Genomic DNA, 18,673 nt, shown 5'->3' with positions numbered 1-18,673 from the left:
AAAGAAGTTTAATTCTCCTTTTCCATTTTCCCTATTGCCAGGGGGTTCTTAGTAATTTCATCCCACATCAGCCGGTTGTTGAAAATGTCACATGCAAGGTAAATAGCTGCCCGCATTGAATCTGCTGATGCTTTATCCTTACCCGCAATGTCATAAGCCGTACCATGGTCAGGGGAAGTCCTGATGAATGGCAGGCCTGCCGTATAGTTTACTCCATTTTCAAAAGCAAGCGTCTTAAAAGGAATGAGTCCCTGGTCGTGATACATTGCCAGTACTCCATCAAATTCTTTATATTGATGAGCAGCAAAGAACCCATCAGCCGGATATGGTCCAAACACCAGTGATCCGCTGTTTATTGCTTTATTGATGGCCGGTTGAAGGATGTCCTGCTCCTGGGTACCAAGTAGCCCCTGGTCACCAGCATGCGGGTTTAACCCAAGTATAGCGATCCTGGGTTTGCGAATGGCAAAATCCTTTATCAGGGAGGCTTCCATCAGGGCAATTTTCTTCAGGATAAGTTCAGTGCTTATCGCCTGTGTTACTTCAGAAAGTGGAATATGTCCGGTTACCAGTCCTATTCTGAGGTTATTGGATACCATCAGCATCAAAGGCTCATTTGCTCCCATTTTCTGTGCCAGGTATCCTGTGTGTCCGGTAAATGGTTCGTTTGAGACAGATTGAATATTGTTTTTATTCACGGGAGCTGTTACCAGGACATCAATCGCCCCTTTTTTCAGGTCTTCTATGGCCATATTCAGCGACAATAAGGCCAACTCACCGGCAATTGGAGTCGATTCTCCCAAATCGATTTTCACATCCTTATCATGCATATTCAGCAGGTTAGGACGCTTGATATTTGCCTGGTCGGCACGATGGATCACATTGAAGCTGAAATCAGGGATATTCAGTAGTTTTCTGTGGTAGGATGCAACCTTGGAGAGCCCGTAAACGACAGGTGTGAAAAGTTCCAGTATGCGTTGGTCAAGACAACTTTTAATAATCACTTCATAACTTATGCTATTGATATCACCATGGCTTATGCCCACTACTATCCTGTTCTCATTTTCGGGTGTCCTGATCATCCTGAATATTTTTAGTTTAGCAAAGATACTGTTTTGGCGGAATGGAAGGAAAAGGGCGTTGGAAAAGATTAATTAAGTCAAATAGCAAGATGCAAAATGTAAAATGAAAAATGCAAAATGCAAAAAGTAAAATGCAAAAAATTGTAAGAAAGAGCAAAATGAAAAAGTAAAAAAGCAAAATGAAAATGCAAAATGAAAAATGCAAAATGAAAATAGCAAAATGAAAAAAGTAAAATGATTCAAAGACTCCCATTGGGGCAGAGACCGCCTGACTGAGGGCGTGTTTAAAATTTGAATGAATATTTACTCAGTCGGCCAGGTGTAAATAACATATTTAAATTATTAAATTTGGTATCCCTGTCAGATCTTTTTAACACCTCAATTTGCAATTTGAACTAACTCTGCTGATTCTTAAAATGGATAAGTGTTCTCAAGAAACAAACCATGAATAAATGCTTCTTTGTCAGCGACCTTCATGGCAGTATGAGCAGGTTTGAAACCCTTACCCGCAAAATCAGGCTTGAAAAGCCAGACTTTGTTTTCCTGGGGGGAGATCTCCTCCCTCATAAAAGTATCGTTGGAAGAGAAGGTTTTCAGCAAATGACCGATTTTGGTAAAGATTTCCTGCTTCCAAAGTTCAGGAAACTCAAGCAGCAAATGGATTGTGCTTACCCCGATATTTACCTCATCCCTGGCAATGACGACCGTAAAGATCAATGGGGTCCAATTGCTGAAGGTGAGAAAGAGGGTTTATGGACTGATCTGAATATGAAATGCAAGGTGATTGGGAAATACAGGTTCTATGGATATGCTTATGTCCCGCCTACACCTTTCCGACTTAAAGATTGGGAGAAATATGACGTATCCAGGTATGTCGATCCGGGATGTCTTTCACCCATTGAAGGACTCAGAACCGGACCCGCCGATGGTGACCCTGAATGGGATACCATAGCAAAAGACTTATCTGCATTAGTTGAAGGCGACGATCTGACATACAGCGTTTTACTCTTTCATTCCCCTCCCTATCAATGCGATCTTGACAGGGCTGACCTGGATGGAAAGTCTGTGGATCATGTTCCCCTGGATGTTCATGTCGGAAGTATTGCTATCCAGCGTTTTATTGAAGAAAGGCAACCATTTATCACACTGCATGGTCATGTGCATGAATCTGCCCGTATCACTGGAAAATGGCAACAGCTGTTTGGAAGGACAAACGCCTTCAGTGCCTCACATGATGGACCGGAATTAAGCCTGGTGATTTTTGAATTGCATAATCCGCAATGGGCAGAGAGGATTTTGATCTGATTTAATTAGTTCAGTCACAATCAGGATATTCCGCGTCTGTGCGGCGTCAATAAGCAATTATACCGTTGATGAATCATTTTGCGATCCGCCGGCTGGCGGAGGATACTTGTGCGCCCCGGCATAACTCTATCTGCAAGAATCTTGCTTTGAACCAAAGGCTCCCCTTTGGGGCAAATTCGTTGCGATTGAGTATAGAGTAAATTTTTTCCTGAATACGGAAGAAATGGCCTGAGAAAGTAAGAGATGGATTTCAGGCAATGGATTAATTGTTCATTCCGTCGTGACTTTCCTGTTCGTCTTTATTTAACATGAAGTTTTTGGCAATTGAATAGCCGGCTGATAAAATCAATAAAATGGCGACTCCATGGCCAATGGTGGATTCCATACCAAATGGTTGTCCGGTAAATACCTTTGAGGAAATTTGAATAGATAATTCTGCGGGGATTAAGCTAATGATGGCTGCCAGGAATAATGTGCAAAGGATAATGGCCTTTTTCATAGAGTTGGAATAAATGAGTTAAATTGAAAAGAGTTCCCTGGAGAAATGGTAGAATACGAGCAGTAATTCAGAAACATTTATTCATTTATTGCCTCATAGTAAAATAGTAACTTTTTTATTTTCCCGATTCATCAACCAGATAGGTTTAATAGCAATCAAAAGGGGTAAAATCGCCTGAAAGGATAGCTCTTATAATGCTCTCCTTCAAGCATATCCTTGAATCCGGGAATTGAATTACAGAGAGTAACCCACAGGAATTGAGGGTATTTATTTATACTCATTCTTGGCAGGTTTGCAAATGCAAAGCTGATTAGAATGAGTTATACCGAGTGTTGTATTTCTCCTCCGGTTGGTGGATCGCAAACCTATTCCGCTTCGGAATAGAATGAAACTGAGTTGTTACTTCAGGATTGAATACCTTGAAGGACAAGCCGGGTATCCTTTACTTCAAATCTGCGAACAAGACGTAACAGGAATCTCAAAAACCGGGACGACGGAACCCGGATTTGATGGGCCAGGATCGATGTTAATTCATCCACCTCCCTGATAGCATTGATCCTCATTGTTCCTTCCGTGAGGGCTATTGCCTGGGCAGTTCTCCACGATTGTTTCCTGGCTTCAGCCATACTGAAATTGATAATATTTTCATCGTGCCGTTTCCCGAACCAGTCAAGCAGAAACATAGCACGCGACACTTTACCCAAATTGTGTTGTAATTCATCAACAATAGATGCAAGGATATCATTCACTTTCATGAAATCTTCTTTGATATCTTCCAGGTCCTGCCCATTCATCACCATGCCCGCTGTAACCCCAAGGTCCAGGTTTATATGTGCATTCATTCCCAGCATAATATGCTGGACAATACTAAGCTGATCATGCCTGGCTGAGAAGGCAATATTCCAGCATTTACTGCATAACCTGTTCATCCTGAAATTCTGATAAGCTTCCAGGTAGAAGTTTGCAAAAACTACATCAAATTCCTCCATCCGACGGTTGTCATTGAACACCCCTTTTACAATATTATCTCTTATTTCAGCGGTGGTTCTGCGATAGATATATGCAAAAATCCCATAGGTGTCATTATCAAATACCGACTGTTTTATAATCTTATCTAATTCTGCGATAACTTCTTCAATAGTAGTGCAACTCATAACCCGAAAAGTAATGTTTATTAGGTGCTTAACTCCAGTGGTTTTAATTTATCATGACCATTATTTGGAAGAGCTCAATGGTCAAAAAAAATCCCGGAGTTGGAGAATTGATTGCTTTGTAAACTTTTTATAGTCGTTTTTTGTTCATTTATGGTATAAAAGTTAATAATCAATTAAATCTCATTCTTCTTTAATACTTCAAACTTCAATGAATCGACTTCGCTTCTCTGCTCTTTTCAATCTGATCTGCTCTCTTACACTTGTTTCTTTTTCCCCCTTAACATCTTTCAGTCACGGCCATCCACACGGTGCTGCAACTTTAAAGGCTGATACTACGGTTCACTATGCCAGTGAAAAACATTTAAAAAATATCCGGCAACTCACACAAGGAGGTGATTATGCCGAAGCATATTTCAGTTTCGATGATACAAAGATCACTTTCCAGGCAAAAAATCCTGAATGGAAGGCCTTTTGTGATCAGATTTATTGTTTTCCTTTCAGCGAAGGACATATGAAGGACCATATTCCTCAGCTTATCAGCAATGGAGTTGGTAGAACAACCTGTTCCTACTTCATGCCGGGTGACCAGTCTATTTTATATGCTTCAACCCGCTCAGGAGGTGATGCTTGTCCGCCGGAACCCCAGCGCAGAGCCGATGGGAAATATCTTTGGCCTCTGTATAACGACTTTGATATCTATGTAGCCAATTTAAAAGGAGAATTGATTGATACCCTGGTATCAGCCCCGGGATATGATGCAGAAGCAACTGTTTCGGCACAGGGTGATAAAATTGTTTTCACTTCCGATCGTTCCGGGGACCTTGAATTGTATGTATGTAATATTGATGGAAGCAATGTAAAGCAGGTTACTTTTGAATTGGGGTATGATGGTGGCGCTTTCTTTTCACCCGATGGGAAGAAGCTTGTTTTCCGTTCATCCCGGCCTAAAACTACTGAAGAGATCAGCGAATACAAGCAGCTGCTATCAGAAGGGCTGGTTGCTCCAACAAATATGGAAATATACACCTGTAAGGTGGATGGATCTGAATTGACGCAAATTACGCATTTAGGAAAGGCTAACTGGGCTCCTTTCTTCCATCCATCCGGAAAGAAAATCCTGTTTAGTTCCAATCATGCCGGTAGTCATGGATTCAATTTCAACCTGTTCATGGTAAACCTTGATGGAAGTGGTTTAGAGCAAATCACTTTTGATCCTGTATTTGATGCATTCCCTATGTTCTCCTACGATGGGAAAAAGCTGATTTTTTCTTCGAACAGGAATAATGGTGGAACCAGGTATACAAACCTGTTTATTGCTGATTGGGTGGAGTAGGGGATTACAATTTGAAAATTTGAAAATTTGAAAATTAGGAGATTAGGAGATTAGGAGAATAGGAGATGTGGAGAAAAGGAAATGGGGTGAATGGGAGAGGGGGTGAATGGGAGAGGGGAAGAATGAGATTTTGATGTCACACTGAGCTTAGTCGAAGGGTAGACAAGGCGATTTGGTTAGAAAAAATTTGAGTATTGATCAATTTCCCGAAGGGAAGCCTATGGCTCGACGATTCGACGATTCGACAATTTGACAATTTCCCGAAGGGAAGCCTTTGGCTTGGAGATGAGGGAATTAGTCAATTTGAAAATTGAGAGAAGGGAGATAGGAGATGGGGGATGGGGAGAAAGGAAATGGGAGAGGAAGAGAATGGGAGAGGGAGAGAATGGGAGAGAGGAAGAATGAGTTTTTGATGTCACACTGAGTTTAGTCGAAGGGTAGACAAGGCGATTTGGTTAGAAAAAATTTGAGTTTGATCAATTTACAGAAGAAGCCTTCGACATTCAACATTCCACATCCGACATCCGACATCCGACATCCGACATCCGACATCCGACATCCGACATTCAACAATGAGACATTTGCTTAGTCAATCAAAAGTGCAATCTAAAAGCAATTCACAACATTTTTGGAATTAATGCGCCTTCTGAATTTTATCCGTCCAGGCCAGCAGTAATGCCGAAACGATGAACACAAGATGGATGGAGATTTTTAAAATGACTTGTTCAGTGGTAAAGTTCTTGATGTTGATGAAAGTCTCGAGCAAATGCACCCCGGAAATACTGACCAATGATACGATAAGCTTAATTTTAAGACCACTTGCAGTCATTTTACCCAGGTAGTCCAGCTCATCTTCATCTTTCGAGAGTTCAATTTTGCTCACAAAGGTCCAGTATCCTCCGATAATGACTACAAACAAAAGATTTATCACCATTGATATGTCTATCAAACCCAAAATAGCCATCATGAAGGTAGTTTGGTTATAGGTATCAAATGCAGCAATTACTCCAATCAGTTCAATAATGAAATGAATTGAATAGGCTACTGATGCAATAATGAGCCCAAGATATATAGGTGCTTGCAGCCATCGGCTGTAAAGAATGAATTTTTCAATGCTCTTTTCAAATGCTTTCATAGTATTTTGCTTCGATCAGTGGATGAAGTACTTGATTAAATATAAATTCAAATGTTTAAATAATGCTTAGGTCTGAAAGCATAACACAAACCTCAATGGATTTGTTTAAATCAGACTCTCTATGAAAAGGCCATAACCAGGAGCTGTGCAGATATGATTCTAAGGAACATCACAAGCGGATAAACAGTGGCATAGGCAACTGCCGGGGTTTCCGATTGTGTAATGGAATTGGCAAAAGCAAGGGCCGGAGGATCAGTCATACTGCCTGAAACAAGTCCGCAGACTTCAAAGAAATCTTTTTTCAAGATCATTTTGGCAATCAGTCCAACGATTAGAATAGGGAGCAGGGTGATGACGGCTCCATAACCCATCCAGATGAATCCATCGCCTGAAAGTAAGGTCGGGATGAATTTCTCCCCGGCTTTTATCCCGACACTGGCAAGAAAAAGTACGATCCCTACTTCTCTTAGCATCAGGTTGGCACTGGGTGTGGTGTAGGAGGTGAGGGAGAGTTTATATCCGAATTTGCTAAGGAATATAGCTACAATTAAAGGTCCGCCTGCAAGTCCAAGCTTTATGGGTGTAGGAATTCCCGGGACTGCAAAAGGGATGCTCCCGATCAATACTCCAAGCAGGATTCCAATAAATATCGGGAAAAGATTAGGCTCATTTAATCGTTTCAAAGAATTCCCAAGTACCCGGGCCGCACTTTCAATAGAGCTTTCTTCACCTACGATAGTCAGTTTATCGCCCAACTGAAGCTTCAATCGGGGAGAGGCTACCAACTCAATGCCTGACCTGTAAATCCTGGTAATATTGATCCCAAAGCGGGTCCTCAGTTTGAGGGATTCAAGTGATCGGCCGGAAATGGAAGGGTTGGTTGCCAGGACCTGCTTTGACATGAGTCTGCCAGGCTGACTGGAAAGGTCCAACTCACTTTTTTTTCCAAAAAGCTTTATAAGTGTTGGGATATCACCTTTTTTTGCGACCATCAGTATGATGTCATTCAGTAGTAAGGTGGATTCGGATTGTGCGGATTGTACTTCACCTTCCCTGAAAATTCGTGAAACTACGGTGTCGTTGGCTAGTAAAGGTTTAAGCTCTGCAACTTTTTTACCGGAAATCATTTCATTGGTAACCACAATGCTTACCTTCTCCGGTGCCGATTCTTCCGGAAACTGATCCTTGTTATACTGCTCTATTTCAGCTGCCACATCAGCATGTGAAACCTTCCGGATTATCAGCATGGTAAGTATGATTCCAACAACACCAAAAGGATAAGCAACCGCATATCCCAGGCCGATATTCGGGAATTCTCCTGCAATCCCGGTGGATGAAACATCCTTAAGCGCTTGCTGAGCGGCACCCAGGCCCGGCGTATTGGTAACAGCACCGGAAAGTATGCCTACCATCATTGGCATGGAGATTCCTGTGAGATAATGCAACACAATGGTAACGGCTACACCAAGGAATATAACTGCCATTGCCAGTATATTCAGCGTGAATCCCCCTTTGCGGAAGGAAGAGAAAAACCCGGGCCCGACCTGTAAGCCTATCGAAAAAACAAAAAGGATTAACCCAAAATCCTTTGCAAAATCAAGAATTTCATGATTCACGGAAAACCCAAAATGTCCGGCAGCAATCCCTGCAAACAACACAAAAGTGATCCCGAGGGAGATATTGTAAAATTTTACTTTTCCCAGGGCGACTCCTATTGCAATTACAAAACTGTAAAGGATAATGGTTTGGGCAACAGATTCCTTCCAAAGCAAGTCATTCAACCATTCCATACTACTGAATTCTTAAGATCTCAACAAACTTACCTTTTTGCAGGAAATATGGCTCTTTATAATCCCATTTCTTAACTTCTTATTGTATCTATACATACATTGAGATTTATAAATATCTTTGTCGTCCAATATAAATCAATAAATCATATGAAATTAAATACAACGATTACTCTCCTGGTCATAGGAATCCTTATGGTCATGGTATCATGTAAATCTAAAAATAAGGGTGATGAAGTGGCGCTTGCCCCCGGAACCCATAAGATAGAGGTGGAGGAAGTCCTCCAAACAGGCAACTACACTTACCTGAGGGGCACTGAGAATGATCAGGAATTATGGATTGCTATTACCAAACAGGAAGTCAAAAAGGGCGGGACTTACTATTATGTGCAAGATATGCAGATGGATAACTTCACATCCAAGGAATTGAAAAGAACTTTTGAAAAGATCTTCTTTGTACAGACATTCAGCGATCAACCCATAGCAATGTCCAATGGAAAGCCAGCCGTTTCCCCCGGTTCTCAGAAAGCAGCTCCCGAACAGGTAACTGTTAAAATTGAACCTGTAGAGGGTGGAACTACCATTGCACAACTCCTTGAAAAGAGAAATTCTTTCTCCGGCAAAACCATTAAGGTTAGCGGACAGGTTGTGAAGGTGAATACACAGATTATGGGCAGTAACTGGCTGCATATCCAGGATGGAACCAGTTTTGGTGGTGAGTACGACCTTACCGTTACTACACCTGATGAAGCCAGTGTGGGTGATTTTGTTGTGGTTGAAGGACCCATTACCCTCAATAAAGATTTTGGTGCCGGATATTCCTATGCTGTCATCATGGAGAAAGCAAAGGTTGCCAAAAAGTAAACCGGTAGTTTCTTAAACTATCAGCATGAATAGGCTGTTTCAAAAGTAAATGATGCTTTTGAAACAGCCTGATTTTTTTGATATGTCTTTTATGTATATAATTCGATCAGGAGTTTAGCCTGAGATCATCCTATTACTCCTTCTTCACAAGCCGGCTGCTTTAATAAAAGCTTCAAGTTTTAATTCATCCAGCATTCCATTGGTTCTGACACCACTGCACACATCTACCCCAAAAGGTTGAACAATGTCAATGGCTTCTCTGACATTATCAGCATTCAGCCCTCCTGCAAGAAATACAGGGATAGGCGATTGTTTTACGATTTCCCTGCTTAATAACCAGTTATGCACCCTTCCTGTTCCTCCCAATTCCTTAATTGCCAGGAATGGATTGCCGCTATCCAGCAGAAGGGCATCCACATGCTGAGTCATAAGTAGTGCATCTTCAACAGATTGCTCATTCAACACATGAATTACCTGCACAATCCTGATTGCTGGCATTTCCTCTTTCAGCAACGGGTATTCCCCAAAAGAGAGGGTGTCAACCAACTGAATAGTATTTGTATGGGTCCTGCGATGATGAGCAATCACAGCTTCTGCATTTGTTTCACTTGTGAGAAGAAAGGAGGAGAGTCCGGGCGGAATAACCCTGGCAATGCCAGCAATAGTTTCATCGGGGATCACTCCTGGTCCGCTGGGCATTTTACCGACAAGCCCAAGGGCATTTGCGCCCAGAGCGATGGCCATCCTGGCTTCTGAGACGGAACCAATGCAACATATTTTAATCCTAGTCATGTTCTTGTCTATTTATTTTGGATCTCCAAAATAAGTATTTTCCACGTTTACCCGGCTCTTGACAGAAGTTTGTTAAAGACAGGTGGTTATTGTTGCACAATTCTTTTCGTAATATTCAATCAGTTCATCAATGGTTAGAGGTAGGAAGGTCTTATCCTGAATATCTTTTGACATTGTACTGCACTTATATTTGAAAATTACTTTAGCTGCTTCTTGAAAGAATTGTTCTGCATGCTTCCGGAATTGATTCCTGAAATACCATCCTTTATTGACCATATGAATATGAATTGCACTGTCATTACCTGGCATATGTATGTAATAGTTCAAAATATTTGATTTCTGGCACACAACATCAAATTCACCTCGATAGTAAAGTGAAAACCATGTCTTGGATTGATCCATATAAGAGTTTTTGATATTTGAATAATGAGATGTCGGTTGTAATTTTAAATAGGTGATGTTTTCACCTTTATCGTTTATGAACCGGATTTCTTTTAGTTGTTCACTTTTAATATTCTTACTTTTCTCTCCAGGAATAGATTTGAAATTAACATCACTTTTCCTGGCGTCCTCAAAATATTTTATATAGCCTTTCTCTATGGTGCCGTCTAAATACAGCACACTACCTTCATACCATTGGGCTTTGGCAAATGCAGAAAGAAATAAAAATACAATTATGAATGAGGTTTTCATGCGAAGGAGGTATAGAATTCGAGGATATTTGATTATTATGATTGAAAATCGATAGTAAGTGTTGAAAATGAATACCAAATATAAGAATCTTTCATTTCTCTTTGAGTCAATATTTATACATTTGAGGATGGCAACCAGGTTATTCGTTTTGACAATATTGTTATTATAAGAGTCCTGAGAAATGCGAATTAGATTTCTTGTATTTTCATCTTCAATGGGTGCAACTGTTTTGAGCAGGGGTTTGTTACTATTTGTTTGTTGTCTGTTTATATTGTCAAATAAGACCTATTCTCAAGGCTTCAAAAAAATCAATTCAGGTACCAAAGCAGATATTCAACAGTGTTTTGTTGATGATCAGAAAAATTGTTTTTTTTTAACCGATAAAATATATAGATGGGATAGTACTGATTTGCAGAAATTAAATTTCCCTGTAAATGGTAAGATATTCAGGTTTTACCCGGTTTCAAAAGATGATATATGGTTCAGTATCAGTCAGGAAACCTACACATCATTGCTCTACCATTATCATGATGGCATTCTTGAAAATATTCCATCTCCATTTACTAATGTCATTAGTTATATACATTTCCACGATAAGGATTTTGGTTTATTCTGCTGCACCTCTGAGGTAGCTTATTATAAAAATGGAGTTTTCGGGCATTTGGCACCCACTCCAACCAGAAACAGCATAGAAAAGATTTATGGTGAAGATGAATCCAAATGCTGGGCATTAAGTTTTGCAGGTGAATTATACTTGTATCAAAAGGGTAGCTATAAACAATACTATCCCGGAGAAGTCGTAAGGGATTTCTCCTTCAGAAATAGTGATGAGGGCTGTTTATTGCTGGAAAATAAAATCATCCGGTTGAGAAATACCGTTCCGGAAGTCCTGGTTGAAGATAAACGCATTAAACATGCAAGGAAGATACTGCTTACAGCGTCAGGTGATATAATTCTTGCTGGTATTGATGGAATAATACTTGAATTTAAGAATGGCCAACTTCGTCAGTTGCCTTCTAACTGCAATGAAAATTTTGAAAGTATTTCAGAATCAGAAAATGGAGAAATATGGGTGACGGGTTCGAATGGCCGGATACTTTATAGGGGAAACACCAACTTCCCGGCTTATATTCATGATGGTAAAGGATTTTCAGCACAGAAGCTCCTGGTTTATAATGTTAGTTCAGACAATGAGTATGGAGTCGCCATTGCTGATTTCAATGGAGATAGGAAAAAGGATGTGTACGCTGTTTGTATTTCTAATGTCAATCGGCTTTATATCAACCATCTGGAGGGAAATGATAATAAAAAAACAGGTAGCCGGTTTTTCGAAGAGGGTGAAAAAAGAAGGGCTACAGGATCCAACCAGCCGGGGAATGAACAATCCCTGACAGAGTTAAAAATTGGGGTGAATTCTGCTGATATTGATAATGATGGAGATCAGGATATCTATCTGAATTACCTCAACATTAAAAACAAATTGTTATTGAATGAGGGAGAAGGCTTTTTTAGAAATGTTTCCACCCAAAAGGACCGTGCATGCGAATTTTATCAAAGGTCTAATGCCAGTGCCATGGCGGATGTTGACCTGGATGGCGACCTGGATATTTTCCTTACCAGCGAGGAAGGTTCGAACCATTTGTTATTGAATGATGGAACAGCTCATTTTAAGGATGTAACCAGGGAAGCAGGATTGGAAAGCCAGGGAGGTGGAATGTGTGCCTCTTTTGCTGATATTAATAATGATGGCTACCCCGATCTTTGTGTCTCCTTCTGGTATCCGGGTAATCGATTATATCTCAATGAAACTTCAAAAGGACAGTTGAAGTTTAAGGATATTTCCCAAAGCACTGATATTTCCAAAGTAGTACCCGCTAAAAGCAATGCGGTTGTATTTGCCGATGTCAATAATGATGCATTTCCCGATCTTTTCATCGGTAATCGGAATTCTCCCAATAACCTGTTCCTGAATGATGGAAAAGGTGGATTCACTGATCGTTCCGTAGATTTCCTGCCATCGGAAGTTCTTTACACGAACGGAGCCGTATTTGCTGATTTTGACCTGGATGGTTTCCAGGATCTCTATATTACCAATGTGGGGGATAATGTGCTTTACCGGAATCTTAACGGAAAGGGTTTTGAAAATGTAACAGCTCTCTTTGGCGCAGAACTGAGTGGCTATGGAACCGGCTGTGCTGTTGGAGATCTTGATAATGATGGCGATCCTGATTTGTATGCCGCCAATTATGTGAAAGGGAATAGTACACTGTTTCTGAATATCTCGGAACAATCTCAGTCGGTGAGTTTTAATTTGTCAGGAAGCCGTTCAAACCGTGATGCCGTTGGAGCTAAAGTCTGGTTATACCTTAAATCAAAGCTGCCTGGCATAAGAGATTCTTTATTAGGATACAGGGAAGTTACCGCAGGAAACGGGTATTGTTCCGCTTCCGACAAAACCCTGATATTTGGAGCCATTGCTTCTGGCCAACTTTATGCAAAAATCAAATTCCCGTGTTCAGCCGATACCCTTGTAATTAAAAACCTGAAAGTCGGGGAGTCCTATAAAGTGTTTGAAGAAGAGGGTTTCAAAGCCTTGCTTTCAGATTACAGGAAAGCCTTATTACGACTCATCATTGATAAGGAACGAAGGCCTGAAATCCTGAAGTTTATCGTTGTAATGTGCCTCCTTTTAGCCTATGCTATTGGAACCCGGAAGATCTCAGATCGGTTGAACTGGATAAAGTTCTTGTCAGTAGTTGCGATTTTTATGGTATTTATCCTGGTAAACAGCTTCTTTCTTTTTGAAGCATTTTCTTATAAGTTCTTTATAAGCCCAATCATCGCGATGGGTTTATTACTGATCCTTCACCTTTACTTTGTTCAATTTGTGTTGAAACGTCGTTCGCTCAAAGAGAAAAGGGAACTGAGGGAGAAATTATCACGTGATCTGCATGATGACCTCGCTTCCACCCTGGGAAGTATCTCTATCTATTCGAGTACACTTGAAGGAATGCTGGAACCTTCCCAAAACGATACCGGACGATTGACCAAAAAAATTACCAGTCTAACAGGCAACGCCCTGCAATCCATTTCAGATATTATTTGGATGACCTCTCCAAGGAATGATTCATTGCAAAGCCTTCTGGTAAAAACAGTCAATGATATGATGGAATTATTGAATGATAATGGGATTTCCTTCCATCCAGATGTAAAGATGCCGGAAGAAGCCATTCGCTTACCTGAAAATATCAGGAATGATTCTTATCTCATCTTGAAGGAAGCATTGCATAATACTATAAAGCATTCGGGTGCAAAAAATGTTGTTTTGACTGCGGGATGCAGAGACAGGGTTTGTGAAATCAGCCTGAGTGATGATGGCTGCGGATTTGAAATTCAGAACATGTCTTCTTCTCATAACCGCGTTGCTCATGGGAATGGGCTTGTCAATATGAAAAAAAGGGCGGAAGAATCAGGTATTGAGTTGAAAATTATTTCACTGCAAAGGGGAATTCAGGTTTCTTTGAAATTTAAAATATGACTTAAACAGGTCATAGGAAGTCTTTTCAACAGTCCTAAATTGCGTAAAAATCAAGACGATGGAAATTAAGGTAGGAATAGTTGAAGATCATGCAGAATTCAGGCAAAGCCTTGGCTTCCTGATCTCTTCTTTTACTGATTATAAAGTGAGCTGGGCTTGCTCGTCGGTAGAAGAGGCTCTGAATATGCAAAGTGTTGATGTTCTTTTACTTGATATTAATTTGCCGGGAAAATCGGGATTGGAAGCAATCTCACTGTTTAAGGCGAAGTCATATGATCAGAAGATCATTATGCTCACTATCCTGGAAGATGAATATCACATTCTTACTGCTATTAAAAGTGGTGCGGATGGTTACATCCTGAAAAAGACGCCTCCGGCAAAAATACTGGAAGCCATTCTTAATGTTTATGAAGGGGGAGCCGCACTTACACCAATGGTAGCCCGGCTTGTACTATCCAGTTTTAATCCCGGCCCCCGCAATCCCGGCCAATCGGAACTCACTCCCAGGGAAAAGGAAATCCTTGGATTGATCACTGAAGGGATGTCTACTGAAAGGATTGCTGAGAAGCTGTTCATCAGCCAGCAAACGGTTCGGAACCATATCAAGAATATCTATGAAAAACTCCAGGTGCACTCAAAAGCCCAGGCTGTTGCAAAGGCGCTTAAAGAAAAGCTTGTCTGAAGCATCGGCATTCTACTCTCAGGGTTCAACTTAATAATTCTTCATTCGTTAATCCCCATGATTTAAGAATTGGGATCAACCCTGCCTGCATGATTTAGTCAGGCAGGGATTTTTGATTTTAGAAGTGTCTGACTTCATAATTCTTCATTCGTTAATCTTCAATCATCATTCCTCCACTTAGCCCCTTAACAAAAAATGACCTGTTCAGGCTATTGCAGTGTCCATCTTATCATGTCAATTTTGCTTTGAATTGCTAATCTCAATTCAAAATTTTGATTTCATTCCAATCTGTTAAATTCATCTGACATGAAAAACCATCTGTTTGCTGGCTTCGGCTTCCTGATCATTCTGGGCTTAATTCTCATTCTCTCCAATGGTTGCAAAAAGGACGATGCAACCCCTGAACCTACTGACCCCGAGGAAAATGTTATTGAAACTACCTCTGGGATCATCGGCCAGGCAGGAGGTACACTTGAACTAAAAGATGGGGCCTCTGTGAATATTCCTTCTGGTTCCTTGTCAGGGGATGTAAGCATTACATTCAGCAAAATTGGGAATGATCAGTATTTTAATCAAACAAAGCGGAATGTATACGAACTTTCAGGTATTGAGACCGGCACTTTAATGAATTTATCATTTCCTTGTCCTGCAGGCTTGAAATCCAGTTTCGTTGGAGTGTTTAACTACGACCAAACTAAAATTGAAGGAACAGCAATGGATTTTGCTTATGATAGCATATCCGGAGGTGTGAAAGTAGCCAGTTACCAGCATCTGAAACACCTGAAAAGTGATGGTAATTATAAGAGGTGGATTGTTGAATGGGGAACTCCTCGTGAGTTTGTGGATAAAACGGTACTCATTCCGATGCCATTTTATGAACAGATAGGAGGTAGCTGCTGGGCTACTGATGTTACTATGCTGACCAAAGCATACAGCCCTTATGCCGATCGTGAAGCTGAAACTGAGGTTTACCACTACCTTAAAGCCATCGGCCTGGGTATTGATGATGGAATCGGTATCTATAATTTTATGAAAGTTCTGGATAAAAAATTCCATTTATACAGTAATGGGGCCGGTGCACTTACTGAAAGTTATTTTAATAAGAATAACCTGCTGAATGCAATCATCGAAAGGCTGGATGAAAAAAGGCCGGTTGTCCTTTATATGCCCAATCATGCTCATGCTGTGCTGGTTGTCGGCTACCGGACTTACCTCAACCTGAACGGATATGATGAAACTGACCTGATCATACACGATAGTAAAGGAACAAACCCTCCTACAGCAGATGAGGGCTGTATGTATACTTCCCGCAAATGGAGCTGGTTTCTGAAAGATGCATGTGCCCAATCTTTATTCCTGATGCTTACTGCAGCAACAGGGGTGAATGAGTCGCGTGCTTTGCAAACAGTGGGCTTGCCAACTTTCCCTTCCGGTAAAACAGAGATGTCGTTCTCCTATTATAAAACAGCTGGAGGCAGTAAAGGAACCATCAGCCTCACATGGGATCCGAATCATCCGGATGGCTATAAATGGACGCAGAATGACCTTCTTACATTTGAGAAACTGCCGCAAACTGTCAGCTCAATGAATTTTAAACTGCAGCTTTTCAATGCAGATATGGATGCAAGTGAAAATGTAATTCTGAATATAAAAGTATCGAACCTCACCAAAGGAAAAAATACCTTTATGAGGGACTATCCTTTAACGCTTCCGAACTCTCCAAATCCGTACTATTTCGAACTGGCATTGGATACTTCAGAATGGCTTAAGAATTTTGGTGATACTGCAACTATGGATTACACTATTCAAACGAGGCTTTCTAATAGTTCAGGCATTTACCAGGATGGTTGGACCCTGAATTTCAAAGCTTCCACCGCAATTATTGCTGTTGGACAGCCCTACCAGGGTGGAATCATATTCTATGTGGATAATACCGGGAAGCATGGCTTGATCGTCCAATCCACCGACACTTACCAAAATGCACCCTGGGGATGTGAGGGAACATCGATTCCGGGTACATCCACTGCCATGGGCACAGGGCAAGCCAATACGACCAAAATTGTGAATGGATGCAGTGATGAAGGTATTGCGGCGCGCATCTGTAATGATCTTGTACACAATGGTTATAGCGATTGGTATTTACCATCCAAAGATGAATTATATCAACTCTACCTTCAACGAACCGTTATTGGAGGATTAGGACCTTGTTTCTATTATTCTTCCTCCGAATTCGATAAAGATCAGGCCTATTTCCAACAGTTCGATGTATATGAACAGGAATCCTGTCCGAAGGCCAATACCGGCGTTGCTATACGGGCGATACGGTCTTTTTAATTCAAGTGTGCTAAAATTGGGGTTGGACTTAAAATGACCTGTTTGGGCTATTGACGGGATTTATCAGTTTCTCCATATTTGTCAAAATAGTATTGCTATGATTAAGAAAACATTTCTTCTGTTTGTTCTGAGCTATTTACTAGGTATCGGATTTTTGTTCCATTCAACAGGCTGTGATGATGGTTGGAGGCCTGAGGATGTGTGCGATGGTCCGGCTGCACATATTCCTGATTGGATTGAAAATCCGACTGGAATGATTCATGTTGGGGACTCCGTCAAGTATACCTATTGGGGACAGGATGAACTAGGGAATGATTTTGGTATATTCTGGGAATTTGAAAAAGGGGTTCCTGCCTGGTCAAAAGATGAAGTAGTTTGGGTAAAATATTATTATGCCGGATGTTGGGATGTAAAACTCACTATGAAACCCCGTTGTAAGGATGCTGACCAACCATTCAGACGTAAAAGCCCCGGTGTTTGTGTTTTGGAATAGACTGAGAGAGCATGGCGGATTGGAGATGATGAATCTCAATCAGGCAGTTGAATAATCGCAAACCTATTCCGATTCGGTAAAAAAGGCATGAAAAGTAAAGCCAAATCTATTCTTCTTCCCACTAGAACAATAATTTGGTGATTTTTATATTTGATTCATCCAGACAGCAGGGAAACCTGCTGTCGTGTTTTTTATACTGAATCATTGTGAAAATAAAGTTTGGAGTTCCATTGCAGAGAGAAAAAGATAGAATTTGCCTACAATCTGTTTTATTGCTTTCATAGATTCTGGTTAAAGACTGGCAGTAACTGTTGCACAATTCTTTTCGTAATATTCGATTAACTCATCAATGGTTTTAGGCAGGAATTTTTTGTCTTCAATAGCCCGGGTCATCTCGCTGCACTTTTCTTTAAAGATTTCAATGGCAGCCTTATGAAATGCATCTAATGTAAGCTTGTTACCACTTCCATGATAGTCAATTTTTATCCTGACGGCTGAATCAGTTCCGGGAAGATGAATGTATTGGTTCAGTATTCCTGTCTCCTGGGTAACAACATCAAATTCACCCCTATAATACAATGAAAACCAGGTATAGGATGATTCGGTCAGAAAATCAAAAAGAGGAGCTCCTGGTGTAACCGGCTTCAGCCTTACATATGTAATAGTTATCGCCTGGTCATTTATAAACCGGATTTCTTTCAATTTTTTACTATCAATATTTTTTCGTTTTCCATCGGGTGATTTGAAGAATATTTCATCTCTTCTAGCATTATCAAAATACTTAATGAATCCTTTTTCAGAAGTGCCATTTTTGTAGAACAATGTACCTTCATACCATTGACCTTTGGCAAATGCAGAAAGAAATAAAAATACAATTATGATTGAGGTTTTCATGCGAAAGAGGTATAGAAATTGAGAATATATGTTTGAAACCAGGAGGAAGAACAGACTGTCATTTGATGGATCGAAAAACTGTTACAAT

Annotated in this window: 15 protein-coding genes; 7 read left to right on the top strand and 8 right to left on the bottom strand. The window is 40.6% G+C overall.

Annotated features, from left to right (window positions below):
• Positions 1-8: 8 nt before the first annotated feature.
• Entirely contained in the window at positions 9-1,082 is a 1,074-nt protein-coding gene (pdxA, locus tag IPH84_19935; GenBank protein MBK7175431.1) for a 4-hydroxythreonine-4-phosphate dehydrogenase PdxA, read from the bottom strand.
• Positions 1,083-1,526: 444 nt separating this feature from the next.
• Here pdxA and IPH84_19930 point away from each other — a divergent pair, with 444 nt between their 5' ends.
• On the top strand, positions 1,527-2,387 hold the full coding sequence (locus IPH84_19930; protein MBK7175430.1) for a metallophosphoesterase: 861 nt from the start codon (positions 1,527-1,529) through the stop codon (positions 2,385-2,387).
• 262 nt (positions 2,388-2,649) lie between these two features.
• On the opposite strand, the gene IPH84_19925 is transcribed toward IPH84_19930, so the two are convergent.
• The gene (locus IPH84_19925; protein MBK7175429.1) at positions 2,650-2,886 is read right to left on the bottom strand and encodes a hypothetical protein; all 237 of its coding nucleotides are present in this window, start codon (positions 2,884-2,886) and stop codon (positions 2,650-2,652) included.
• A 404-nt stretch (positions 2,887-3,290) separates the two neighbouring features.
• On the bottom strand, positions 3,291-4,040 hold the full coding sequence (locus IPH84_19920) for a hypothetical protein (protein ID MBK7175428.1): 750 nt from the start codon (positions 4,038-4,040) through the stop codon (positions 3,291-3,293).
• A 208-nt stretch (positions 4,041-4,248) separates the two neighbouring features.
• Here IPH84_19920 and IPH84_19915 point away from each other — a divergent pair, with 208 nt between their 5' ends.
• Positions 4,249-5,373, top strand: a complete 1,125-nt coding sequence (locus IPH84_19915; protein ID MBK7175427.1) for a PD40 domain-containing protein — start codon at positions 4,249-4,251, stop codon at positions 5,371-5,373.
• A gap of 634 nt (positions 5,374-6,007) precedes the next feature.
• Here IPH84_19915 and IPH84_19910 read toward each other — a convergent pair.
• A complete protein-coding gene (locus IPH84_19910) occupies positions 6,008-6,508 on the bottom strand; it encodes a TIGR00645 family protein (GenBank protein MBK7175426.1) in 501 nt (166 codons plus the stop codon).
• A 119-nt stretch (positions 6,509-6,627) separates the two neighbouring features.
• Positions 6,628-8,298, bottom strand: coding sequence for a putative transporter (locus tag IPH84_19905; protein MBK7175425.1), 1,671 nt, complete (start codon positions 8,296-8,298; stop codon positions 6,628-6,630).
• 147 nt (positions 8,299-8,445) lie between these two features.
• On the opposite strand from IPH84_19905, the gene IPH84_19900 reads away from it, so the two are divergent.
• Positions 8,446-9,159: an SH3-like domain-containing protein gene (locus IPH84_19900; protein ID MBK7175424.1), complete on the top strand. Its 714-nt coding sequence runs from the start codon at positions 8,446-8,448 to the stop codon at positions 9,157-9,159.
• 144 nt (positions 9,160-9,303) lie between these two features.
• Here IPH84_19900 and IPH84_19895 read toward each other — a convergent pair whose 3' ends face one another.
• Together IPH84_19895 and IPH84_19890 are read right to left on the bottom strand one after the other, a co-directional pair.
• Positions 9,304-9,951 (bottom strand): phosphoribosylanthranilate isomerase, encoded by a 648-nt coding sequence (locus IPH84_19895; GenBank protein ID MBK7175423.1) that lies wholly within the window; start codon positions 9,949-9,951, stop codon positions 9,304-9,306.
• A 72-nt stretch (positions 9,952-10,023) separates the two neighbouring features.
• On the bottom strand, positions 10,024-10,644 hold the full coding sequence (locus tag IPH84_19890; GenBank protein ID MBK7175422.1) for a hypothetical protein: 621 nt from the start codon (positions 10,642-10,644) through the stop codon (positions 10,024-10,026).
• A gap of 409 nt (positions 10,645-11,053) precedes the next feature.
• Here IPH84_19890 and IPH84_19885 point away from each other — a divergent pair, with 409 nt between their 5' ends.
• The 4 genes from IPH84_19885 to IPH84_19870 all read left to right on the top strand — a co-directional run bounded on the left by IPH84_19885 (position 11,054) and on the right by IPH84_19870 (position 17,691).
• A complete protein-coding gene (locus IPH84_19885) occupies positions 11,054-14,182 on the top strand; it encodes a VCBS repeat-containing protein (GenBank protein ID MBK7175421.1) in 3,129 nt (1,042 codons plus the stop codon).
• A gap of 58 nt (positions 14,183-14,240) precedes the next feature.
• The gene (locus tag IPH84_19880; protein ID MBK7175420.1) at positions 14,241-14,864 is read left to right on the top strand and encodes a response regulator transcription factor; all 624 of its coding nucleotides are present in this window, start codon (positions 14,241-14,243) and stop codon (positions 14,862-14,864) included.
• Between the two features lie 306 nt (positions 14,865-15,170).
• Entirely contained in the window at positions 15,171-17,198 is a 2,028-nt protein-coding gene (locus IPH84_19875; GenBank protein ID MBK7175419.1) for a hypothetical protein, read from the top strand.
• 97 nt (positions 17,199-17,295) lie between these two features.
• A complete protein-coding gene (locus IPH84_19870) occupies positions 17,296-17,691 on the top strand; it encodes a hypothetical protein (protein MBK7175418.1) in 396 nt (131 codons plus the stop codon).
• Positions 17,692-17,982: 291 nt separating this feature from the next.
• On the opposite strand, the gene IPH84_19865 is transcribed toward IPH84_19870, so the two are convergent.
• On the bottom strand, positions 17,983-18,585 hold the full coding sequence (locus IPH84_19865) for a hypothetical protein (protein ID MBK7175417.1): 603 nt from the start codon (positions 18,583-18,585) through the stop codon (positions 17,983-17,985).
• Positions 18,586-18,673: the final 88 nt, after the last annotated feature.

This window comes from Bacteroidales bacterium (genome assembly GCA_016707785.1).
Classification (GTDB): domain Bacteria; phylum Bacteroidota; class Bacteroidia; order Bacteroidales; family UBA4417; genus UBA4417.
This window is presented reverse-complemented; position numbering and strand designations above follow the sequence as displayed.